At 26.5% G+C, this 23,514-nt stretch carries 20 protein-coding genes; 16 read left to right on the top strand and 4 right to left on the bottom strand.

Translation table 11 applies throughout. The features are described from left to right. The first annotated feature begins 10 nt into the window (after positions 1–10). From GOM42_RS02425 to trmB, 5 genes are all read left to right on the top strand, one after another. Complete coding sequence (locus GOM42_RS02425) at positions 11–802, top strand: endonuclease/exonuclease/phosphatase family protein (protein WP_057230663.1); 792 nt, start codon at positions 11–13, stop codon at positions 800–802. A 655-nt stretch (positions 803–1,457) separates the two neighbouring features. After that, complete coding sequence (locus GOM42_RS02430) at positions 1,458–2,195, top strand: glycerophosphodiester phosphodiesterase (RefSeq protein WP_011009799.1); 738 nt, start codon at positions 1,458–1,460, stop codon at positions 2,193–2,195. A gap of 96 nt (positions 2,196–2,291) precedes the next feature. Next, positions 2,292–3,578: an MFS transporter gene (locus GOM42_RS02435; protein WP_011009800.1), complete on the top strand. Its 1,287-nt coding sequence runs from the start codon at positions 2,292–2,294 to the stop codon at positions 3,576–3,578. 567 nt (positions 3,579–4,145) lie between these two features. Continuing rightward, positions 4,146–6,758 carry a 3'-5' exonuclease gene (locus GOM42_RS02440; protein ID WP_057230665.1) on the top strand — a complete coding sequence of 871 codons (2,613 nt, stop codon included), beginning with the start codon at positions 4,146–4,148 and terminating at the stop codon, positions 6,756–6,758. A 176-nt stretch (positions 6,759–6,934) separates the two neighbouring features. After that, complete coding sequence (gene trmB / locus GOM42_RS02445; RefSeq protein ID WP_004457615.1) at positions 6,935–7,594, top strand: tRNA (guanosine(46)-N7)-methyltransferase TrmB; 660 nt, start codon at positions 6,935–6,937, stop codon at positions 7,592–7,594. A gap of 158 nt (positions 7,595–7,752) precedes the next feature. On the opposite strand, the gene GOM42_RS02450 is transcribed toward trmB, so the two are convergent. After that, complete coding sequence (locus GOM42_RS02450) at positions 7,753–8,610, bottom strand: Rpn family recombination-promoting nuclease/putative transposase (protein ID WP_174208574.1); 858 nt, start codon at positions 8,608–8,610, stop codon at positions 7,753–7,755. Between the two features lie 613 nt (positions 8,611–9,223). Between GOM42_RS02450 and GOM42_RS02455 the strand changes: the two genes are divergently transcribed. The 4 genes from GOM42_RS02455 (at position 9,224) to GOM42_RS02470 (ending at position 12,848) form a co-directional block, all read left to right on the top strand. Beyond that, a complete protein-coding gene (locus tag GOM42_RS02455) occupies positions 9,224–10,507 on the top strand; it encodes a glycoside hydrolase family 125 protein (protein WP_057230667.1) in 1,284 nt (427 codons plus the stop codon). Between the two features lie 467 nt (positions 10,508–10,974). Beyond that, positions 10,975–11,553: a hypothetical protein gene (locus GOM42_RS02460; RefSeq protein WP_003455233.1), complete on the top strand. Its 579-nt coding sequence runs from the start codon at positions 10,975–10,977 to the stop codon at positions 11,551–11,553. A 229-nt stretch (positions 11,554–11,782) separates the two neighbouring features. Next, positions 11,783–11,938 (top strand): hypothetical protein, encoded by a 156-nt coding sequence (locus tag GOM42_RS02465; protein WP_003450198.1) that lies wholly within the window; start codon positions 11,783–11,785, stop codon positions 11,936–11,938. Between the two features lie 382 nt (positions 11,939–12,320). Further along, positions 12,321–12,848, top strand: coding sequence for a hypothetical protein (locus GOM42_RS02470; RefSeq protein ID WP_057230669.1), 528 nt, complete (start codon positions 12,321–12,323; stop codon positions 12,846–12,848). Positions 12,849–12,935: 87 nt separating this feature from the next. Here GOM42_RS02470 and lepB read toward each other — a convergent pair whose 3' ends face one another. Further along, positions 12,936–13,478: a signal peptidase I gene (gene lepB / locus GOM42_RS02475; protein ID WP_057230671.1), complete on the bottom strand. Its 543-nt coding sequence runs from the start codon at positions 13,476–13,478 to the stop codon at positions 12,936–12,938. A 207-nt stretch (positions 13,479–13,685) separates the two neighbouring features. Here lepB and GOM42_RS02480 point away from each other — a divergent pair, with 207 nt between their 5' ends. The 4 genes from GOM42_RS02480 (at position 13,686) to GOM42_RS02495 (ending at position 17,893) form a co-directional block, all read left to right on the top strand. Continuing rightward, complete coding sequence (locus tag GOM42_RS02480; RefSeq protein ID WP_057230673.1) at positions 13,686–14,528, top strand: hypothetical protein; 843 nt, start codon at positions 13,686–13,688, stop codon at positions 14,526–14,528. 282 nt (positions 14,529–14,810) lie between these two features. Next, positions 14,811–15,650, top strand: coding sequence for an alpha/beta fold hydrolase (locus GOM42_RS02485; RefSeq protein WP_057230674.1), 840 nt, complete (start codon positions 14,811–14,813; stop codon positions 15,648–15,650). An 83-nt stretch (positions 15,651–15,733) separates the two neighbouring features. Beyond that, positions 15,734–17,029, top strand: a complete 1,296-nt coding sequence (locus tag GOM42_RS02490) for a WG repeat-containing protein (RefSeq protein ID WP_057230677.1) — start codon at positions 15,734–15,736, stop codon at positions 17,027–17,029. Positions 17,030–17,404: 375 nt separating this feature from the next. Then, complete coding sequence (locus GOM42_RS02495) at positions 17,405–17,893, top strand: GNAT family N-acetyltransferase (protein WP_003455413.1); 489 nt, start codon at positions 17,405–17,407, stop codon at positions 17,891–17,893. A gap of 58 nt (positions 17,894–17,951) precedes the next feature. Here the strand turns inward: GOM42_RS02495 and GOM42_RS02500 are convergent, their stop codons facing one another. Both GOM42_RS02500 and GOM42_RS02505 read right to left on the bottom strand, forming a co-directional pair. Continuing rightward, positions 17,952–18,221 carry a hypothetical protein gene (locus GOM42_RS02500; RefSeq protein WP_003455310.1) on the bottom strand — a complete coding sequence of 90 codons (270 nt, stop codon included), beginning with the start codon at positions 18,219–18,221 and terminating at the stop codon, positions 17,952–17,954. 71 nt (positions 18,222–18,292) lie between these two features. Continuing rightward, positions 18,293–18,709, bottom strand: a complete 417-nt coding sequence (locus GOM42_RS02505; protein ID WP_003449994.1) for a YtxH domain-containing protein — start codon at positions 18,707–18,709, stop codon at positions 18,293–18,295. Positions 18,710–19,254: 545 nt separating this feature from the next. On the opposite strand from GOM42_RS02505, the gene GOM42_RS02510 reads away from it, so the two are divergent. The 3 genes from GOM42_RS02510 to GOM42_RS02520 all read left to right on the top strand — a co-directional run bounded on the left by GOM42_RS02510 (position 19,255) and on the right by GOM42_RS02520 (position 23,513). Continuing rightward, on the top strand, positions 19,255–20,592 hold the full coding sequence (locus tag GOM42_RS02510; protein ID WP_057230679.1) for a hemolysin family protein: 1,338 nt from the start codon (positions 19,255–19,257) through the stop codon (positions 20,590–20,592). Between the two features lie 276 nt (positions 20,593–20,868). Beyond that, entirely contained in the window at positions 20,869–21,921 is a 1,053-nt protein-coding gene (locus GOM42_RS02515) for a Fe(3+) ABC transporter substrate-binding protein (protein WP_057230680.1), read from the top strand. Further along, a complete protein-coding gene (locus tag GOM42_RS02520) occupies positions 21,921–23,513 on the top strand; it encodes an iron ABC transporter permease (RefSeq protein ID WP_057230682.1) in 1,593 nt (530 codons plus the stop codon). The genes GOM42_RS02515 and GOM42_RS02520 overlap by 1 nt, the downstream gene beginning before the upstream one ends. Position 23,514 lies beyond the last annotated feature (1 nt).

Here is a 23,514-nt window from a genome sequence, read left to right on the forward strand (position 1 = left end):
GAGATTAAAAATGAAATTACTTACTTTAAACTGTCATTCTTGGCTAGAGGAAGAACAATTATACAAAATAAAATACTTAGCAAAAACAATAGTTGAAGAGAAATATGATGTTATAGCTCTTCAAGAGGCTAGCCAAAGTATTAAGGCTAGTGTTAAAGAAGGAAATTTAAAAGAAGATAATTATGGATTAGTATTAATTGAAGAAATAAAGAAACTAGGTGGAGAAGAATACCACCTAGTTTGGGATTACTCTCATATTGGATACGATATATATGAGGAAGGTTTGTGCATATTAACTAAGCATAAAATAGTAAATAGTGAAAGCTTTTATATATCAAAAAGTCACTCTAAAACTTTTTGGAGATCAAGAAAAATAGTAAAAGCAACAATAGATATTAAAAATGAAAATATAGATTTTTATTCTTGTCACATGGGATGGTGGCATGATAAAGAGGAAAGCTTCACATTTCAGGTTGAAAACTTACTTGCACATGCTAAGGAAAGCAAAAATAGAGCCTTCTTTATGGGGGATTTCAATAATAATGCCTTTTTAAAGAATGAAGGATATGATTTTCTTAAGAGTAATGGGTTAATTGATACTTATGATTTAGCGGAAAATAAGGATTCTGGTGTTACAGTTAATAAAAATATAGCTGGATGGGAAGATAACACTGGAGAACTAAGAATAGATATAATTTTTACTAATAAGAATACAAAAGTTTATGATAGTAGGGTTATATTTAATGGAAAAAATAAAGAAGTTGTATCAGATCATTTTGGATTAGAAATAGAAGCTATGTAAAGTGATTTAAAATTTTAATTGTGGAAAGTAAAATTTGGATTTTAGTATAATAATATAATATTTTGTTGGAAAATATAAATTAAATTATTTCTGTTAATTCTGTTTTAACTATATAATATTGTATTAGAAAATAGTTTTAAGAAAGATAGTACAAGTAATAAAAGTTACTTGTACTATTTTTGTTTTTAAGAGAAACTTTTTATTTTTTTAGAATAATTTTTATGGGAAAGAAAAAAATTACTATAATACTTTAGAAATTAAAGAAAGATAAAATAATATTTCTAATTCATAAAATTTATTTTATGTCCTTATAATAATGAGTTTTCTTTGAAAATTTGTATTAAAAATACAAATTTTAATAAAAAATACAAAGATTTTTTATTATTTAAAAATCATACATAATTTCAGAGGTAAAATTTTAAGAAAATAGTACCTTTTTTTAACATATAAATAAATTTGAATTTTTAGTAAATGTTTTCATAACTGTTATAATGAAATTGTAACTAAACATTTAAGACAAAATTAAGTTAGACTAAGAGATGTTGAGAGAAAGTTCAACTTAAAATTATTTAGGTTGAGCTTTATTTATTTTTAGGGAACTATAAACTTCAAATATAATTCCAGTAATAATCGAAAAAGTATAGGAGGAATAACTATGAAAAAAATATTAAACGTAGCACACAGAGGATTAAGTGGATTGTATCCAGAAAATACTATGATAGCTTTTAGGAAGGCAATAGAAGCAGACTGTGATGGTATAGAAATGGATGTTCATCTTACAAGGGATGGAGTTCCAGTTGTAATTCATGATGAAGAAGTTGATAGAACAACTAATGGAAGTGGGTATGTAAAGGACTTTACTTATGAACAATTATGTAACTTAGATGCTGGAATAAAATTTTCTGATGAATTTAAGGGAGAAAAAATACCTACATTAAAAGAGTTTTTTGATTTTATGAAGGATAATAACAAACTTATAAATATAGAGCTTAAAAATAGCATAATACATTATGAAGGTTTAGAAGAAAAGGTATATAAAGAAATAGAGAATTATGGATTTGAGGATAGAGTTATAATATCATCCTTTGATCACTATTCAATAAGAAAATGTATAAGACTTAATAAAAATATAAAAACAGGAATACTTTATTGGGATTGTATTTTTGAACCACATAATTATTGTAAGGTAGTTGGTTCTTCAGCACTTCATCCTGAATTTAATAGTATAACAGAAGAAATAGTTAGGGATGCCCATGAAGATTTTCAACAAGTAAATGTGTACACAGTAAATGAGAAAAAAGATATGGAAAAAATGATAGATTTAAACGTTGATATGATAATAACCAATTATCCTAATATTTTAAAAGAAGTTTTAGAAAGTAAAAATAAATAAATATAATAAGGGTTTAATAATTTATTTTTTATAGAGATTTAAGAAATAAAATTTTAACTATGGTAGATGAAATAACAAAAGAGGGGGTAGAAAGGGATGAAAAATAATAACGCTAAAAAATGGATTACTCTTTTAGTTTTGTGTGCTGGTGGAGGAATTATTTATAGATTACCTTATTTAAGAGAGGTTTTTTATATACCAATGCAACAAGCTTTTCATTTAACAAATTTTCAAATGGGTTTTTTAACAAGTATGTATGGAATAGTTAACTTTTTACTATATATACCTGGTGGAGTTATAGCAGATAAATTTTCTTATAAGATATTAGTTCCATTTTCTCTTATAGCCACAGGGCTTTTAGGATTTTGGTATGCAACAATACCATCATACACAGTATGTTTAATCATAAATGGAGCTTGGGCAATAACAACAGTATTTACATTTTGGCCAACTATGGTTAAGGCTGTCAGAATGCTTGGAGATAGTTCAGAGCAAGGTAAGTTATTTGGTATTTTAGAAGGGGGTAGAGGAGCAGCTTCTACAGTTGTTTCATTTATAGCTTTAGGAATGCTTGCAAAACTTGGAGAAGGTTTATTAGGAATTAGATCAATAATAATATTTTACTCAGTAGCACTTATAGTTATTGGAATTATAGCTTATTTCTTATTAGATGATTCTAAAGAAGAAAAGGAAATAAATAAACAAACAAGAGGAGATATTGTTCATGGTATAAAGAAGGTTGTAAAAATGCCAGAAGTTTGGTTAGTAGCAGCCTTAGTATTTACAACTTATGCAGCATTTTCAGGACTTGCATTCTTAACACCTTATGTAACTGAAATATTTGGTATGTCAGTAGCCTTAGGAGCATTTATAGGAATAATCAGAAGTTATGTAATTATGATGCTTGCTCCACCTATATCAGGGGTTATTGCAGATAAAATGCATTCAACTATTAAATTTATGATAATAGGACTTACTTTATCAATAATATTCACTTTAGTATATGTATTTATGCCAGGAAAAAGTGCATTTATAATACCTGTGCTTATTAATATGTTAATCTTATCAATAATTTTACTTGGAATGAAGGGTGTGTTCTTTGCACCACTTGATGAAGTTAGAGTTCCAAGAGAATATACAGGTATTGCAGCTGGTATAGTTTCATTTATAGGATATGTACCAGATATGTTTATAAACTCTTACTATGGAGGACTTCTTGATTCACATCCAGGAATAAAGGGATATAATCTTATATTCTTATCAATGATAGCACTTTGCGTAATAGGATTAATTTGTGGAATTGTCCTTTATAAATTAGTTTATTCTAAGAAAAAAGAAAGTGTAGGAGAAAAGGAGCTTGAAGTAGCAAAGCTTAATTCATAATAAAAAAGGGGTTGTATCAAAATATAATAAAACTTACAAACATATTCCGAGAATTACTAGATTTCGCTAAGAATTTATAATCATTACTTCGAAAATATCACTAAAGCTTCGAAACTTAAGTGAAAGTCCAAATTTTCAATTTGGAGTATTGAACTTATGCAATCGAACTTTGTGAGATTGTATTCCTAAGGAATTAACAGTCTCAGCTTTTTAACGTGATATTTTCTACGTAATAATTTAAATTCTAAAGCTCATCTAGATATTCTCTTCATAATGTTTGTAAGTTTTATAAAAAATTATTTTGATACACGCCTTTTTTTTATTTTATTATGGTTTTACATTTTATAAAATTTGTTGTGAAATTTTTGGGATTATTACATTTTTAAAAATATATCAAATATAACAATTGTTCATAGATTTTAATAAATACATAATTATGCCTATAATAAATATAAACTAACCTTTTTATATGTAAGAATATAATTTTATTTATAAAGATTTTTATTTTAAAATTAATAATATATAAATAAAATTTTTAGCTAATTTTATATGGAAAGGAAGGCTATTATGATTAATTTAAATGAAGAGCAACAAAAGGTTGTAAATGAACAAAAAAATAATATTATTTTGCTTGCCTCTGCTGGAACAGGAAAAACTAATACCTTAGCAGAGAGAGTCACTTCCATAATAAAAAATGAAAATTCAAAGCCTTCAGAAATTTTATGTATCACTTTTACTAATAAGGCATGTAAAGAGATGAGTGATAGGGTAATGAAAATAGTTGGGGGAGAGGCGAAGGATATAACCATAAGAACTTTTCATAGCTTTTGTTTTGATGTAGTTAGAACTTATGCAAAGAGAAATACAGATATTTTTTCAGATTTCACAATATTTGATGAAGATGATTGTAGGGAAGTTATAAGTAAATTAAGTTATTACTATGCTACAAGCAATTTAATGGCTACTAATATGCAAATTCAAAAGGTTATTGATTTTATAAAGGTTGAAAGAGCAAGAATAGAAACTTTAGAGGATAGAGTTTTAGATGAATATAAAACTGTAATTGATGAAATTTTTAAATTTAGAGAAGAAAAAATAAATCAAGTTTGTACTAACAAAGGAAACTTAAATTTAAATCTTAAAAATTATATTAAATTTCATGGCCATGAATTAGTAACACTATATGATTCTAAGCTTAGAGAGGACCATGCTTTAGACTTTAATGATTTAATAATACTTACTAAGGAATTATTTAAGGATGAAAAAGTTGTTAGGGCTCTTAAAAATAAATTTAAGTATATAAATATAGATGAGGTTCAAGATACAAGCATTATAGAGTATTCAATAATTGAGAAGATTTTTGAAGGAAACAATGTTCTTATATGTGGAGATTTCTTTCAAACCATATATAGTTGGCGTGGATCTGATCCAGAAATAATTTTTAATAAATTTAAAGAAAAATATAATCCTGTAGAAATTGTTTTTTCTAAGAATTATAGGGCAACCAAAAATTTAAATAAAGCTTCCTTAGAATTTTTGAACAATGCTTTTTCTAGTAAAGTTTCTACTATGTATAAAGATGGTATTTTAGCAGAATCAAAAGAAGATGGTGAGAAAATATTATTAAAGGAAACTAGAGGATTAAGAGAAGAGGCTAGGTTTATCTTTGATTATGTAAATAAGCTATGTGAAAAGGGTGAAGATTTAAAAAGAGTATGTGTTCTTACAAGGGATAATAACTATAATATAGGACTTAGTGAAGAGCTTTATCAAATCGGTGGATATGAGGGAGCAGATTTTGAGTTTATACTTGTAGATCAATTTAAGTTTTTTAGGAGACAAGAAGTTAAAGATATATTAGCCTTTTTAAAATTAATAGCTAATAGATATGATTCTTTAAGTTTAAAGAGAATAGTTAATAGACTTCCAACAGGAATTGGTATGAGAACCTTAGAGACTATAGAATCTTATAAGTACAAAGAGGTTGGCATAAGATTAGCAGATTATATAGATCCTCTTGTATTAAAATATGGAGAAAAATTTTCTCTACTAATAAATGAGTTTGAAAAAGAGAATATAATAGTTTTTGATGTGGAAAGTACAGGGGTTGATGTTACAGAGGATGAGATAATTCAAATAGCAGCCATAAAATTAAATAAGAAGGGAGAAGTAGTAGATAAGTTTGAAAAGTTTCTAAAGAATAAGAAATCAGTTAAGGATTCTTATTATGTTCATGGTTTTTCAGATGAAATGCTTCAAAGAATTGGAGAAGACAAAGAAAAAGTTTTAAAAGAATTTGTGGAGTATTCTAAGGATTCTATAATAGTAGGTCACAATGTTCAATATGATATAAATATCCTATGCAGTGAGCTTGAAAGAAGTAATTTAGGAAAGCCTAAGTTTAAAACTTTTTATGATACTTTAGATATATATAGAAGATTTTATCCTGGAAATATAAATTATAAGTTAGAAAATCTAAGTAAGGTTTATGATACTAAACATAAGCCAAGCCATGATGCTATGGATGATATTATTGCTACAGGTGAGCTTCTAGTTAGGGCAATAAATGAAAAGATAAGGGAAACTTCAATGGAAAGAATGGCTTTAATGTCAAAACATCTAAAAGCATTTACGGCTATTAGCAAAAAATTAAATGAGCTTTTTCAAATAGCAGAAAGCAAAAGACCTTACGAATTAGTTGCCTGTGTAATGAATGGCTTTAATATTAAGAGTATGTATGCTGGAGATGAAAATAAAGAAAAGTTAAATAGATTAAGAGATTTATATGCTTTATTTAGAGATTTAGATGATAAGAGTAAAGGTAATAGAGATGCCTTGTTAGATATTATAAGAATAACAGGTCTTTCTAATGGAGAGTTAGAATCTTTAATAATAAATAGAACTAAAAAGCCTAGGATACCAATAATAACTGTGCATCAAGCAAAGGGCTTAGAGTTTGATACTGTATTTTTAACAGGGATTCAAAATAACACATTTCCTTCTTATATGTCTATTAAAGAAGGAAATTTAGCAGAAGAAAAAAGAGTATTTTATGTGGCAATAACTCGTGCAAAGAAAAGGTTAGTAATAACTTATAATTCTCAAGGGAAATATGGACATAGAAATGAAATAAGTCAGTTCATAAATTATATTCCAAAGGAGTTCTTTAAAATTATATAATTTTTATAATAGACTTTTGTTTAAAGGTTTGTTGATTTTTTTAGATGAAAGATTATTTTAAGAGGTAATTAGGGATTATATATAAATTTTAGAAGGTTAGGAAAAGCCTAAGGTTGATATACTTCATATAAATCTGTATAATAATTCTGAAACTAAAGGATGGAGTGGATTTTAAGATGAGAATGAGAAGAAAGCCTTGGGCTAGACCAGAATTAGAAGCATGTGACTTCTTTGTAGCTAATCCAAAAGAGAATAAAGGTAATTGGAAAAATACTTTTAAAAATACAGAAAACCCAATATATTTAGAATTAGGATGTGGAAAAGGAACATTTATGGCTGTACATGGTTCTGACAATCCAAATATAAACTATATAGCAATAGACATAAAAGATGAAGTTCTTGTTTTAGCTAAAAGAAATATAGAAAAAGCATATGAGGAGAAAAATAAAGCCTTAGATAATGTTAAATTAATGCCTCAAGAGATTGCTTTAATAGATACTATATTAGATAGCAATGACAAGATAGAAAGAATTTATATAAACTTCTGTAATCCATGGCCTAAAGATAGACACAAGAAGAGAAGATTAACTCACACAAGACAGTTAACAAAATATAGAGATTTCCTAGTTGATGGCGGAGAAATTCATTTTAAAACTGATGATGATGAGCTTTTTGAAGAATCTTTAGAGTATTTTAAAGAGTGTAATTTTGAGATAACTTACATAACTCGTGATCTACATAATAGTGGATATGAATATAATGTAGTAACAGAGCATGAAGAAATGTTCTCAAAACAAGGAATAAAAATAAAGTTCTTAATAGCTAAAAAGTTATAATTTTACTTAAGAATATTAGAGCGTAAGAATTAAATATGAGACTTAAAATATTTAGCATAGTAGATAGTTTTGTTTTTACACAAAACTATCTACTGTTTTTTATGAATATTTATTAGTAATTTATATTGAATTAGAATATGAATAATTTTCTTTACTTTTTATTTAAGACTATTTTTAATCTTTAATAGTTCATCTTTACTTAATCCTGTTGATGAATTTATAATATCAATATCTACATTGGCAATTAAAAGTTTTTTAGCTACTTCTAATTTTTCTTCTAATTTACCTTCTTCTTTTGAACTTTCTAAGGCAGATATTCTATCATATATAGCTTTTTCACGCATATTATATTGTTCTCTTTCTTTACTATCCATACTAAGTCTATATAGTTCAGATTTTGCTAGTTTAATTTCTTCATTACTCAGTTCTAGCTGCCTTACAGTATTACTTTCTGGTTCAACTAAGAACTCTAACCATTTTTCTAAGGCATCCATTTTTTCAATATCAACATTTTCTTTATTACCTATTTCATTAAACTTAGGTAATTCAATGAAATGTATTTCTTGAAGATCTGTAAGTTCTTCATTTGAAGTTATTTCTTTTAGTCTATATGCATTATGATACTTATCATTCTTTAAGTATTTAAAATTTAATATATTTATACAAACAGTTCTTTCTAATTTGCTATAGTTGTCCCTATTTTGTATTTGTTCTGAGTACATTTTGCTCCAGTAGTATAAAGTTCTTTGTATCATGTTATATTCATTTTTTACTTGAATTTCAATATTTATATGTTCCTTATTGCTAGTTGTAGCTTTTACATCTAATCTACTAAATTTATCTTCTAAAAAATCTTTATCTATATCGTTATTTTTAATTTCTACATCTTTTATTGGAGTTGTTGGCTTTATTACTGCATTTAAAAAATTAATCAATATAGGCTTGTTTTTTTCAGTACCAAATATCTTTTTAAATACAAAGTCTATTTGCGGATTTAATAATGTTCTATACATAATTTTCAATTACTCCTTTCAATAGTTTTATATAAAATATTTATATTTTAATTATAATATAGTTTTATACAAAAAACATATTTTTTAAACTGATGTGTATAAAACTTATAAATAGTATGAAGAGAATATCTGAATAAGCTTTAGAATTTAAGCTATTACGTAGAAGATTTTACGTTAAGAAGCGAAACTGTTTGACCGAAGGGAGTTTTTCGCTTTAGTAAAATCTTCGGAGTAATTGCTATAAATTCTTAGCGAAATTCAGTAATTCTCGAAATTTATTTATAAGTTTTATTTATAAGTTGTTTATTCTGAACTTGTCTAGTTTCTAGATTTAAGTGATAAATTTTAGAAACATAAAGAACTTTAAAAAAGTATATTTATTACAAAGATGAAATGGTATACAATGTATCTGAAGTTGCTTAGGAATTCTATAAAATTAAGTCAACTTTTAGTTAAATAGTAAAGCATAGAATTTAAATAAATTTAGTTTTTAATTAGTGTTGATTAAAAAGTTACTTAGTTTTTAATTATAACTTAAGAAGCACATTAAATTAAAATTTAGTTTTAATTTAGGAAATAACTAAATAATAAATACTTGAACTTGGGGGTAAAGAAAATGAGTTTATCAACTAACGAATTAAAAGAGATTGTAAGAAAAATTGGTAAAGATTTATCAGCTAAAATAGAGGACAAGAAGTTACAAGAATTATTTTATAATTGCTTTATAAATACAATGGATACAACTGTAGAGGTTTCAGAGGGAGATGCCTTTGTAATTACTGGTGATATTCCTGCAATGTGGCTTAGAGATTCCACTTCTCAAGTAGAGCATTACTTACCATTTGTTAAGGAATATCCAGAATTAAAGGCTATTTTTACTGGATTAATAAATAGACAAATAAAATGTATATTCATAGATCCATATGCAAATGCCTTTAATAAAGAGCCTAATGGACAAAAATGGGACAATGATATAACTAAGGATAGTCCTTGGGTTTGGGAAAGAAAGTATGAAATAGATTCACTATGTTATCCAGTTAGATTAATACATAAGTATTGGAAAGAATCTGGCGATGAAACTTTCTTTAATGATGATATTAAAAAAGCTTTCAACATGATAATAGATCTTTGGAGAGTGGAGCAATATCATAGGGAAAAATCAGATTATAGCTTCCAAAGATTAAATTGTTCAGTAACTGACACTTTAAGCCATGAAGGGTTAGGAACTCCAGTTACTTACACAGGAATGACATGGTCAGGATTTAGACCAAGTGATGATGCGTGTGAATATGGATACTTAATTCCAGCAAACATGTTCGCTGTAGTTGCCTTAAGATATATTTCAGAAATTGCAGAGAAGGTTTATAAGGATGAAGAGCTTAAAGAAAAAGCTGATAGTTTAAGAGAAGAAATAGATAATGCTATAGAAAAACATGGAAAAGTCTATAAAGAAGGATTTGGAGAAGTTTATGCATATGAAACTGATGGCATGGGTAACTATAACTTCATGGATGATGCTAACGTACCAAGCCTTTTATCAATTCCTTATTTAGAGTACAAAGGAATTGAAGATGAAGTTTACCAAAATACTAGAAAGTTTATATTAAGTGAAAATAATAGATTCTTCTTTGAAGGAAAAGCTGCTAAAGGAATTGGAAGTCCACATACTCCAGATCAGTATATTTGGCACATAGCTTTATCAATGCAAGGGTTAACAACAAATAATCAAGAGGAAATAGATCAGTTAATTAAATTATTAAAAGAAACTGATGCAGGGACTGGATACATGCATGAAGGTTTCCATGTAGATGACCCTACTAAGTTTACAAGAGATTGGTTTGCATGGTCAAACTCATTATTCTCACACTTTATCTATGAGAAAGTTATAAATAAAAAATAATAAATTTGCTTGTTTTAACTTAATTAGTGGTTATTTTAAAGAGTTATACTCTTTAATACTATCTCCAGTGTTGTTTAAAATATAAAATTTTATTACTCTTAATAATCCTCTAATTAAGTTAAATATATATTTATAGATTTTAATAAGCTGTATAAAAAATAACTTACATTAAAACTTATAAATAGTATGAAGAGAATATCTGAATAAGCTTTAGAATTTAAGCTATTACGTAGAAGATTTTACGTTAAGAAGCGAAACTGTTTGACCGAAGGGAGTTTTTCGCTTTAGTAAAATCTTCGGAGTAATTGCTATAAATTCTTAGCGAAATTCAGTAATTCTCGGAATATATTTATAAGTTTTATAGTTGTTTTTATACAGCTTTTTATTATTTTTAAAGCTTTTTCTTTTGAGTTTTTTTATTTGAATAGAGTTTGGGTAAAAAGGTAAAAATATACTGAGGTGAATTTATGAAAAAGGTAAGCCTAATTTTAATAAATATAATCTTAGTATGTAACTTAATAGCTTGTGGAGCACAAGGAAATGAAATTGCCATAAATTTTATTGATAATGAAATTGAAGTTGAAGAAAATGAGAAAAGAGATATAACAATACAATCGAAAGATAAGTATAAACAGTTTAGAAATAGTAATACGAAAATAAAGAAAGAAGATTTAAAAACTTATTTTCATAATGATAAAACCTTAAAAGATTTTGAAGTTCCAAAGAAGACCATAGAGGAATATGAAAATTGGTTTATAAATATGGCTAGAGATAGAGGTGAAAGTGCTAAGGATATTTCTGATGCCTTTAGGTCAGTAGATATGTTAATAGGAGAGGACATAGTTAAATTCCCAGTTATAATAGACACTGTTAACTTTAATGATAGAGAAGCTTATGCCATAGCTTACTTATGTGAAGAAGGAGAAAATTTAGATATGGAAGCTCAGGAGGCAATGGAATTAAAAAGATTTGATGAAGTATTAGTAATTGGAGTATATAAGGATTCTTCTGATATATTTTATAAAGATAAATATAGTTTAAAATAAAATTTGTTTGAAAAATATATTCTACTTAAACATTAATTATTTTGTAGATTTTTATGAAGATATTATACTAATAATTTAAAGATAAAAAACTTATTATACATAAAAAATTTAATTTTATAATTTAAAAGAGAATATTTATATTAGTGTTATTTCATTATTTACCATAATAATATTTTCTTTTTATGAGAAAAATAAAATTGAATTTAACTAACTAAGGAGGAATATATTTATGCCAAAGGATAGTCAACCAGATAATAAGGTAGCAAGAATGGAGAAATGTAACTTTCAAACTCCAATAACTAGCGAAGAAGGAAAAAATCATAATAGAACAGCAAAAAAACATTCTGTAAAGAGAGAAGGATTCCAAAGTCCTCACATAAACTAACATATAATCTTCTATATTAAAGTCATATATTAGTTTTGTATAAAACGTTGGTACGACGGGGTTAGCTTGAGAAAACTTGTACCGTTGGGTATATTGACCAGGAAGCTCCCACTTCTATAAGTGGAGAGTAGTTCACTTGTGAAATATAGAAAAGAAAGCTTAAATAAAAAAACTTCCTTTATTTATAGGAATTAGAATCAAAAAATGTTTAATTTTTGAAAAAATACTTGAATAATAAGTAACAGTATGTTAATATAATATTAACAGGTTAAAGCATAAACCTAATTTCCCTATATTTCATATATATATGCATTTGTCCTATAAGTATCCCTTAGCTTATAGGACTTTTTGTTATATATTGAAAATTAATGGAGGCTTTATTATGGTGAATGAAAAGTTTGGCATACTAGCAAAAATATTTTTATTAATTTTAATATTGGTACCTATAACTTTTAGAGTTTATGATCTTTATTATTTAAATTCAAGTTGGGATATAAATTCTAAGGTTGTTAAAAGAGGGAAGGTATATAGAGACTATATTAAGGAAAAGAATTTAACAGGAGTTCCTAATATTTATTATAAATATAATTCTTTAACTCCAGAAGAAATGATGACTTTAGATGTTTTAGCAAATACTAAGGGATATAACATAGAAGAAGTTTTGCCTGAAGTTGAAAAATATGTTTTATCCAAAAATAATGAAAAAAATGGAGCGAAACTTAATGAAGATGAAAAAATAGAAGTAAATCAATGTGTTAAACAGATAAAAGAGGGAGTAAATGAAAACTTAGAGAAAAATTCATCTTATATATATTGGATGAAAATGCTAATGTCAGTATTTACTGCATTAATGCTGGTTTTAAGCATATATGCAATTTATATGACTATTGTTTTTATAAATGAAAAGTAAGATTAAAGTTTTAGAGATGTTTTAAGTTATTGTTGATTTTTAACTAAGTTTATTAATTGAAAATCAACAATAGCTTAAAATAGAGATTTATTTTAAAAATCCAATTCTGTCTTTAGGGTATACAGTAAAAAGAGCTTTCCCATCTAAATTTTTTTTAGGAACATAGGGATTTTCCCATCTTCTTGCATCTTCTGATCTTGCTCTATTATCACCAAAAAATAGGTAGTTTCCTTCAGGAACATAAAAAGTTTTATTCATTGATTCGTTATTTTTCACATAAGGTTCATCAATAAAAACATCATTTACATATAAAAGCCCATCTTTTACTTCAACTTTTTCGCCAGGAAGACCAACAACTCTTTTTATAAGCAATTCTTCGGAGGATTCATGACTGAATACAAAGATATCCCCTCTATTTATACTAGTGTAAATTTTACTCACAATTACTTCATCTTCTTCCATTATTGTAGGTCTCATAGAACCAGTAGGAATATAAGCTTTGAAAATTAGGTAATTGGTTAAAAAATAAGAGCATAAAAAAACTATTACAGAAAAGAGTATTAAATTTTTTATTTTTAAGTGTGATTTTTTATTTAATGTAGATATATTGCTTTCAGATAATAAATTCATAAATATATTATGTTGCCTTAGGTACTATATTTCATTAAATTTAACTAAATTTGCAACAAGGACACCTCCTATCTTAAGATAATCATACCATAAAAACCAATATTTGGAAATAAAAGAAATAAAAGTAAATAAATTGAGGGGTTTTAATTATATTTTTATATTCATATATAAAATATAAGAGCAAAAATTTAAAGGATTAGTATTCATATGAATGAGATTTCAGATTTGGCAAAGATAACTTCAATTTTAGGAATTGCTGCTACCACTTATTTAGTCTATGAAAATAATAGTATTTTTATAAATGAATATGAATTATTTACTAGAAAAACTCCTAATTCCTTTAGAGGATTTAAGATTTTACATTTAAATAATTTATATGGAAAAACCTTTGGAAGTGAAAATTATAGGCTTATAGAAAAAATAAATTCTTTAAAACCAGATATTATTGTTACAACTGGGAATATGTTAACTTCATCCTTAGATAAGGATTTTGTTTTTTTAGAACTATGCAAAAATTTAAGGAGCTTTTATCCAATTTATTATTCTATAGAAGGATGCAAAAATTTAATTGGGAAAAAGTATGAAAAATATAGAGATTATTTAAAGGGGTTAGTGGATATAGGGGTGATACTTTTAAATAATAGTAAGGTTTCACTTATAAAAAAGGAAGATAAGTTAAATATTTATGGAATTTACATAGAGGATGAAATAAAGTCTTTTTCTCTTAAAGAAGGATTTAAGAAGGAAAAGATATTTTCAAAAGAAGATGTAGTAAATAAATTAGGAAGTCCTAATAGAAGTGAATTTAATATTGTGCTAGCAAATGATGTAATAAATTTTGAGGCCTATGTAAAGTGGGGAAGTGACATTACTTTTTCAGGATATACTAGAGCCATAAATAGATATATATTTAATAACTTAATGGAGAGAAAAAAGGGGATTTTCATAGAAAAAGATTCATCTATGATTTTAAGTAGAGGGCTTGGAAATGATTTTTTTAAAATGAGAATTATGAATAGACCAGAAATAACCTTGATTACAATAAGGTAATATTGCTTAGGTTTAAACAATGTTAATGCTGTGTAAAATTTTATTCAAATATCCATAGACAGTAGAATATAGTGCATGAAAAGGTGATAGAATTTAAGAAACATAATTAGACGTAATTTAAAATAGCTTTAAAAGGGAATGTATCAAAATAATAAATAAAACTTTATTTTGATACCCCTAAAAATATATGACTTAAAATTTTTCTGCTAAAGAGAGTAAGCTATTAACTCATAAGATGAATGTGAAAGTTTTTAAATCAGAGTATTAAGGAGTGCAATATAAATGCTATATTATAAAGTAGTAAATAATAAATATCTCCATAAAGATAAAGAATGGATTCTGATGCTTCATGGAATAGGTGGAAATTTAAATATATTTAAAAAGCAAATAGATGTACTGTCAGAAAATTATAACTTACTTTTAGTAGACCTTCATGGCCATGGAAATTCACAAAATTACACTTTGAAAAATATGAAAAAAACTAAAGGTGAAATATCTTTTAAATATATTTGTGAAGATATTGTAGAGATATTAGATAAGTTAAATATAGAAAAAGTAAACGTATTAGGTATATCCCTTGGTACTATAGTTGGAATGCAATTTGAAAAATATTTCCCTAATAGAGTTTCTTCTATGATATTAGGGGGAGGAATTGTAGGTATGAACTTAAAGTCTAAATTTTTCTTGAATTTAGCCTTAGTTACAAAGAATATTATTCCAAGGGAAATATTTTATAAAATTGTAGCTTATATGTCAATGCCATGTAAAAATCATAAGCTTTCAAGAAATATATTTTTAAAGGCTGCTGAAAAGTTAGATAAAAATGAATGTTTTAGATGGGTTGAGCTTATGAGGGAACATTTAGAGAATTATAAGTATGTAAAAAATAATGTAAAGAAAATCTTTATTATGGGAGATCAAGACCATGTTTTTCTTCCTACTATAAAAAAGTTTGTACCAGAAGAAGATATTGTTGTAATAAAAAATTGTGGGCATATATGCAATATTGATTCTTTTAAAACTTTTAATCATCTTACATTAAACTTTTTAATAAATAATCACGGATATATGTTTGGAGCAAAAGAAAGAAGAAAATATGTTTATAAGTATAACTTTACATAAAATATATTCTGTGATATTTTGAGAGGAAAATTAAAGAGAGTGTTTAATTAATAATAAGTAGATATTTAAAGGGGGATTTTAGTATGAGACTAAAAAATATTTGCTTCATGGCTATGGCTACCATATTATGCACCTCAGTATTAACAGGATGTGGTACAAGTAGTGCAAAGGAAGATTCAGATAATGAACTTTATATTATAACAGAAGATAAATCTTCAATATCTTTAAGCAATTCTAAACCAGGTATGTTTGGAGTCACTGAAGATGGAGAAATATTTATGGAAAAAGGATATGAAGGAAAAGTTGCTTATATAGATAAAAAGGGAAAAAAATCTATAGGTTTTAAATTTGATAAAGGTAGTGAGTTTTCTTATGGAATAGCTGGAGTTAAGGAGGGAAATACTTACAAGATAATAAACCAGAAGGGTAAGACCTTAGTAGAAAAAGAAGATGGGGTATTATCACCTTTAAATAATAATCTTATAAGATATGAAAAGTTAGCCAATGAGATTTTAACTAATGAAAATACTACAGAAGCAATTGAAAGCTTAGCTCAATCTGGTAAGACTTTAAAAACTACTGGAATACTAAATACTAAGGGTGAAGTTATTGTAGAACCAGGAAGATATGATGAAATTATAAAGGATATTGGAGAGGGATATATATTAGTTAAAAAGAATAAAATGTATGGTCTTTTAAATGCTGAGGGAAATGAGATAATCCCTTGTGAATACACATCAATAGGAGAAATAAATGAGGGATTCATTCCTGTATCAAAGGGTAATCTTTGTGGAGCACTTAATGAAAAAGGAGAAATTATAGTGCCAATAGAATATTTCTATGTTGGCTCTATGAATGAGGGGGTAGCTCCAGCAAGATTAGATGAGTCTGGGATAGGATTTTTAAATAAAGAGGGATCTTGGGCAATAATGCCAGACTTTGATGGAGTAACAGCAATGAATAATGGGGTTGCTTTTGCTAGAAAAGATAATAAGCATATAATAATTGATAAAGATGGGAAAGAAGTAGAAACTAAGATAAACTTTGAGAATAAAGTATCTATAAATGGATTTAGTGATAGTGGCTTAGCAGTAGTTGATATATTAGATGGAGAATCAAAATATATGTCTGTTATAAATACTAAGGGTGAAGAAATTAAAAATCTTGAAAAGAAAGACTACTCAGCCTTAGAGGTTTATTCAAGTGGATTAATAGTTTCTGTGAATCAAGAGGGGAAAAAAGGTTTACTTAAAGAGGACGGAAGTGTAATTTTAGAAGAAGAGTATAATGATATAAGAGTTATATCAAAGGATGTTATTTTAGTAGATAAGGAAGGAACATATTCATATATTGATTCAACAGGAAAAACATTATATTAAATATTGGGCTATGTTTTAGGTGAATTTTGATTTTTAGTTAAATATAGATTCAGATTAATTTCGAAAATAGTTTAAGATATAGAAAAGTATTAAAGTCATATTAAAACTTTTATTTAAGGGTTTTAATATGGCTTATTTTTTATCTAATACATTATTAGTGGATATATTGGATATATATATCTAATATAAGCATTAATGGGGAGAAATGAAGAATAAGTTACTGGAAATATTACAAAAAGAATTCTATAATTTAGTATAAGTAGTTATATAAAATAATATTGTTGTAACTAATAAAATGAAATTATTGGGTAAAATTATAAGAGAAATAGGAATATGCTAAAACCTTAATATAAAGCTTTATAGGGAGGATTGAAAATGGAGAGTAAAGAAAATAGTAAAAAGTCTTCAGAAGCAAAGAATAAACTAGAAAAAATTTATAGTACTTCCCTGCCTGATGGATATAGATTTACTGATTTTAGAATTGGTGATGAGAACAACTGGGCATATATTCAGTATTCAGCAGGTGTTTTTAAAGATTATCAATTAGCAATTAGAATGATTTTTAAAGAGGAAAATAGCTTAAAAGGAAATTTTAAAAATCGTTGCGTATTTCTTGAAAATGAAAATGGAGAGAGAATTGGAACTATAATGATTGTTCCAAGTCTTTCAGAGGAAGCGGGAGTTCAAGAGATTAAATATTTAGCACTTCTTCCTAAATATCAAGAGCAGGGTTTAGGCAAACTTCTTATATCAAAGGCATATAAAATGGTTGATGATGTAGAAGGAGCTACTAGAATTAATTTAGAAGCTTATAATGATAAATCTATAGTTCTTTTTGAGAATTTAGGGTTTGAAAGATCATGATAATTAAAAAAACTCATTCCAAAAAAATCTTAAAAGATTTAGATTGGAATGAGTTTTTTTATTTTTTAAAGAAAACTTGATTAATTATCTTAGCAATTTCTTTAACTGTTTCAACATTAGATTCTATATTCTCTTTAGCAACAATTAAGTCAGCTGTAGTTTCAGTTGCAACATCAGATATATCCTTAATGTTCTGACAAGCATCATTCACATTATTAGCTATTGTAGGTAAATCGTTAATAGTCTTAGTAAGGTTGTCCTTATTTTGATCTAAAAGACTATTTATATTTGATACTAACTTTAAAACTTTGTTTAATGTTAGTATCAAATAAACAATAGCCACACAACCTAATAAAGCTAATAATAGGTAAATAAAATTTAAATCTATATACATAATTATTAGTTAGATTCTTTAACTTCTTCAGTTTCTAAAGAAGTAGCTTCATCTGCAACCTCAACAGGAACATTTAAGTTTTCTTCTACAGCCTCTTCAATGTTTTTACATTTCTTACTATTAAGATATTCTTTTATTTTACTTTTTGCATCAGAAATATTTTCTTTTCCTTTTGCAACTTGTGTATTTAAATTTTCTTTTAACTCAACACTTTTATCATTTAATTTTTGAGCAGCCTTTTTTGAACCCTCTTTTATATCATTTCTTGTTTCTTTTCCAGATTTAGGAGCAAATAGTAAACCACCTAATACTCCTGCTAATGTACCAACGGCAGCTCCGGTTACAGCAACTTTAGCTTTTTTATTTCTTTCAGCTCTAGCTTTAGCTTTTCTTTTTTCGTCTATTAATTTTGCTAAACTCATAATCCATACCTCCCAATAAATTATTCATATCGTTTAATTAAATTATACTATATAGTATAAAAAAATCAATAATAATTATTAGTTAATATATTTATCTTACAGAAACTTATTTTATTTATTTTTGTGAATTTTAGCTTTAAAAGTTGTTTTTGTGTATCTTATGGAATTTAAGATTATATCTTTACTGCAACAACATAAAAGAATAGTTGTTCCAAAAAGAAATTTAAAAAGATTCAAATTTTCTTTCACAATAAATCACCTTACTTAATATTAAAGCTTAAATTTGCCTTCTTTATCATATGTAGAAAAGGGCTTAAAAGTTAAATATTATAGTATTATTTTTCAAATATATGTAATAAATAAGATAAGTGACTTAAATTATTTATTTAGTATAATTTAGGCTAAATTGTGCATATTATATAATTGAATAAAAGGTACCAGTGTGGTATTATGGTCTAAAATTGGTTATCTTATATGACATTTTATTTCAAATTAATCTATAAGATAAAGAAGAAAATTCATTTTTTTAGAGGAGGAGTTAAAGAATGGACCCGAGTCCCAGTATTTTACCAAAAATTATTCTAATATTAGTTCTTATCTTAATTAATGCGTTCTTTGCAGCTGCAGAGATGGCAATGGTATCTGTAAATAAATCTAAGATAAAGATGCTTGCAGAGAAAGGGAACAAAAAAGCCCTTTTATTAAAAAAGGTTTTAAAATCACCTGGCAACTTTTTATCTACTATTCAAATAGGAATAACATTTGCAGGATTTTTTGCCAGTGCATCAGCAGCCACTAGCATTTCAGAAACTCTAGCGCAATTCATGTACAAGCTAAATATTCCTTATGGTAATGAGATATCAGTTATACTTATAACTGTGCTTTTGTCTTATATAACTTTAGTTTTTGGAGAATTACTTCCAAAGAGAATTGCATTACAAAAGCCAGAAGAAATTGCTTTAATGGCTATAAGACCAATCAATGTTATTTCTAAAATATCAACACCATTTGTAAAGATTCTTTCAGCTTCAACAAACTTATTTATAAAAATATTAGGTTTAAATAAGTCTGAAGATAAAGAAACTGTATCTAAGGATGAAATAAAATCCATGATAAGTATTGGACAAGAGAGTGGTGTAATCGATAAAACTGAAAAGGATATGTTAGATAATATATTTGAATTTGATCATAAAGTTGTTAAAGAAGTTATGACTCCTAGGGGAGAAGTCTTTGCTATAAAATCAACAACTCCAAATGAAACAATTGCTAAGAAACTTATAAGTGAGCAATTTTCAAGAGTTCCTGTTTATAATGAAACTAGGGATAATATAGTAGGAATACTTTATTTAAAAGACTTCTTTGAAGCCGTTGTAAAGGTTGGAGTAGATAACATTAAATTAGATCAATTAATACGTCCAGCTTACTTTGTTCTTGAAAATAAAGCTATAGATGATTTATTTAAAGAGCTTCAAGATAGTAAGCAACATATGGCTGTAATAATAGATGAATATGGTGGTTTTTCTGGAATTGTTACTATAGAAGACTTAATTGAAGAAGTTATGGGTGATATATTAGATGAGTATGACGATTCAGAAAACTATATAGATAAAATAGATAATAATACCTATGTAGTTGATGGTTTATTAACATTAGATAAGTTAAATGATTATTTAAACCTAAATCTTGAAAGTCAAAATATAGAGACTATTGGTGGTTTTGTTGTTAACTTAATAGGAAATATTCCGCAAAGTGAAAATCAAATGATTGAATATGACAATCTTTCTTTCCAAGTTTGTAAAACAAATAAGAAGAGAATTGAAAAATTAAAAATTTATTTAAATAATTCAACTAGTTTCAATTCAGATGTTATATTAAACAATTAAAATTATAAATAATAGGGCAATGAGCTAATAAGTTCATTGCCCTTTAAGTTTATTAAATTTAGAAAGGATATAATTTTAATGAAAAAAAGGTGATAATATATATTAAATGAAAATAATTATTTAATAATACTAAAAATCATTGACTTTAAAAATGATAACCGATATCATTATTCTTGAGGTTTTTAAATTTATTAAATATACATAAAGATAAAGTGAATTTTTTAAGTTGTTATAAAAAATAGCTTAATTATTTGTAAATTTAAGGGGGAAAAGAAAATGTTAAAAAGAAAAAAATTATTAGCCTTAACATTAACTGCTTTAGTATCTATGGGAGTTTTAGCTGGGTGTGGACAAAAAAATCAGGAAGCTAAGGGAGAAGAAACCGGATCAGGAGAGAAAATTGTCAATGTTTATTCATCAAGACATTATGATATAGATAAGCAATTATTTAAAGATTTTGAATCTGATACAGGGATAAAAGTAAATTTAGTTGATGGAAAAAGTGATGAGCTAATTGAGAGAATGGCAAGAGAAGGAGATAATACATCTGCTGATGTATTTTTAACTGTTGGAGCAGAAAATATAGCTCAACTTAATGAGAAAGATTTAATAAAGGATATATCATCAGAAAAAATAAATGAAAATATACCTTCAGAATATAGAGGGAAAAACTGGGTTGGATTAACTTCAAGAGCAAGAATCATTGTTTATAATAAGGAAAAGGTAAATCCAGAAACAATAAAAACATATAATGATTTAACTAAGGATGAATTTAAAGGAAAAGTATTAACAAGAAGTTCAAGTTCATCATATAACAATGCTTTACTTTCATCCTTCATTCAATTAGATGGGGCTGAAAAGGCAAAAGAATGGGCTCAAGGTATTGTTAATAATTTTGCTAGAACACCAGAAGGAAATGATAGAGATCAGGCTAAAGCTATTATGGCTGGAATAGGTGATGTTGGAATAATGAACTCATACTATATTGCAAAGATGATATCTTCATCAGATGCAGAAGAAGCTAAAGTTGGTAAGGAAATAGGAGTTTTATTCCCAGAAAATACTCATTTAAATTTAAGTTTTGGAGCAGTTACAAAGAATGCTAAAAATGAAGAAAATGCAGTAGCATTATTAGAATATTTAACTGAAGAGAAAGCACAAAAAGCATATGTTGACGAAAATGGAGAGTTTGCTTTAAATACTAAAGTTGGTAAGAGTGAATTACAAAAATCATGGGGAGAATTTAAAGTTCAAAATTTAAACTATGAAACTTTAGGAGAATCAAAACAAGAGGCTACATTAATTTTTGATCAAGTAGGATGGAAATAATGAAAAAAATTAAATTTAATGGGTGGGCACTTTTAAGTACAATCATCAGTTTGATGATTGTACTTCCTAATATAGATATAATTATTCATTTATTTCAAAAACCAAACAAAACATGGTATCACATAAAAGAATATTTATTAAAGGATTATATAGTTACATCTATAATAGTAGTCTTTTTTACTGTTTTATTAAGCATAATAATAGGGATAACTTTAGCTTGGCTTATATCTGCCTATGATTTTCCATTTAGGAAATTTTTTAGATGGGCTTTAATACTTCCATTAGCTATACCACCATATATAGGGGCATATACATATTCAGGAATGGTTAGTTACACTGGAGTTATACAGAGATTTTTTAGAAATATTTTAGGGGTAGAATTAAATCAAAAATACTTTGATATTATGTCTATTGAGGGAGCTATTTTTATATTTACATTGTTTTTATTCCCATATATTTATATGGTTACAATGACATTTTTAGAAAAACAATCGGCAGGATTAATAGAAAGTGCAAGACTTTTAGGAAGCAGTGCAATAGGAATATTCTTTAGAGTTATCATACCTGTAAGTAGGGGAGCTATAGTAGCAGGCTCAACCTTAATAGCCTTAGAAGTTTTAAGTGATTATGGAGTTGTATCATATTTAGGTGTACAAACATTTAGTACAGCTATATTTAAAAGTTGGATATCCTTAGGGGATGTGGATTCAGCCATAAGATTAGCAGGAATACTTATGGTAGTAGTATTTATAATTATTTCGTCAGAAAAGGCCTTAAGAGGAAGAAAAAAATATAGTTTTACTAATACAAAGGTTAGACCAATAAAGAGAAAAAATCTTAAAGGCTTTAATAAATTTATAGTTACATTATATGTTTTAATAATATTTTCACTAGGATTTCTTATACCAGTACTTCAAATGATAGCTTGGGCAATTGCTAGCTATAAAAATATCTATTATAGTCAATTTTTAAGTATGATATTTAATTCAGTAATACTTGCCTCTGGATGTAGTTTACTTATAGTTATAATGGCTTTAATAGTAGCAAACTATGTAAGAACTAGAAGTGGATTATTATCAAAAATATATGCAAAAGTAACTTTAATAGGATATTCCATTCCAGGGGCTGTAGTTGCCATAACTATGATCTTATTTTTTGTAGATATTGATAACAAAATAAAAGGATTAGCCTTAAGCACAAGTATAATAATGTTGGTATTTGCGTATGTAATAAGATTTTTAGCAATAGGATATCAAAATATAGAGGGTGGCTTTGAAAAGATAGGTAATAAATTTACTGAAGCTTCAAGAACTTTAGGATATGGGGTTACTAAAACATTCTTTAAAGTGGATATACATATGTTAAAACCTGCTATTTTAGGAGCTTTTGCTTTAACTTTTGTTGATATTATAAAGGAATTACCTTTAGTTTTAACTTTAAGACCATTTAACTTTTATACTTTATCAACAAAGGTATTTGAGTATGCCAATGATGAGATGATACCTGAGTCAGCAATACCATCTCTAATAATAGTTTTTGTTAGTTTTGTGGCTATATATTTCTTATATAAAGTTGCTGACAAGGAGGATTAGT

This window comes from Clostridium sp. 16K-1-R1 (genome assembly GCF_023921145.1).
Classification (GTDB): Bacteria; Bacillota; Clostridia; order Clostridiales; family Clostridiaceae; genus Sarcina; species Sarcina perfringens.

Bases quoted from the DNA above. Each gene is read 5' to 3' on its own strand.
- GOM42_RS02435 (WP_011009800.1), top strand. From the start codon at position 2,292: ATGAAAAATAATAACGCTAAAAAATGGATTACTCTTTTAGTTTTGTGT.
- GOM42_RS02485 (WP_057230674.1), top strand. From the start codon at position 14,811: ATGCTATATTATAAAGTAGTAAATAATAAATATCTCCATAAAGATAAA.
- GOM42_RS02430 (WP_011009799.1), top strand. From the start codon at position 1,458: ATGAAAAAAATATTAAACGTAGCACACAGAGGATTAAGTGGATTGTAT.
- GOM42_RS02460 (WP_003455233.1), top strand. From the start codon at position 10,975: ATGAAAAAGGTAAGCCTAATTTTAATAAATATAATCTTAGTATGTAAC.
- GOM42_RS02495 (WP_003455413.1), top strand. From the start codon at position 17,405: ATGGAGAGTAAAGAAAATAGTAAAAAGTCTTCAGAAGCAAAGAATAAA.
- GOM42_RS02505 (WP_003449994.1), bottom strand. From the start codon at position 18,709: ATGAGTTTAGCAAAATTAATAGACGAAAAAAGAAAAGCTAAAGCTAGA.
- GOM42_RS02490 (WP_057230677.1), top strand. From the start codon at position 15,734: ATGAGACTAAAAAATATTTGCTTCATGGCTATGGCTACCATATTATGC.
- trmB (WP_004457615.1), top strand. From the start codon at position 6,935: ATGAGAATGAGAAGAAAGCCTTGGGCTAGACCAGAATTAGAAGCATGT.
- GOM42_RS02425 (WP_057230663.1), top strand. From the start codon at position 11: ATGAAATTACTTACTTTAAACTGTCATTCTTGGCTAGAGGAAGAACAA.
- GOM42_RS02510 (WP_057230679.1), top strand. From the start codon at position 19,255: ATGGACCCGAGTCCCAGTATTTTACCAAAAATTATTCTAATATTAGTT.
- GOM42_RS02440 (WP_057230665.1), top strand. From the start codon at position 4,146: ATGATTAATTTAAATGAAGAGCAACAAAAGGTTGTAAATGAACAAAAA.
- GOM42_RS02465 (WP_003450198.1), top strand. From the start codon at position 11,783: ATGCCAAAGGATAGTCAACCAGATAATAAGGTAGCAAGAATGGAGAAA.
- GOM42_RS02515 (WP_057230680.1), top strand. From the start codon at position 20,869: ATGTTAAAAAGAAAAAAATTATTAGCCTTAACATTAACTGCTTTAGTA.
- GOM42_RS02455 (WP_057230667.1), top strand. From the start codon at position 9,224: ATGAGTTTATCAACTAACGAATTAAAAGAGATTGTAAGAAAAATTGGT.
- GOM42_RS02480 (WP_057230673.1), top strand. From the start codon at position 13,686: ATGAATGAGATTTCAGATTTGGCAAAGATAACTTCAATTTTAGGAATT.
- GOM42_RS02470 (WP_057230669.1), top strand. From the start codon at position 12,321: ATGGTGAATGAAAAGTTTGGCATACTAGCAAAAATATTTTTATTAATT.
- GOM42_RS02520 (WP_057230682.1), top strand. From the start codon at position 21,921: ATGAAAAAAATTAAATTTAATGGGTGGGCACTTTTAAGTACAATCATC.
- lepB (WP_057230671.1), bottom strand. From the start codon at position 13,478: ATGAATTTATTATCTGAAAGCAATATATCTACATTAAATAAAAAATCA.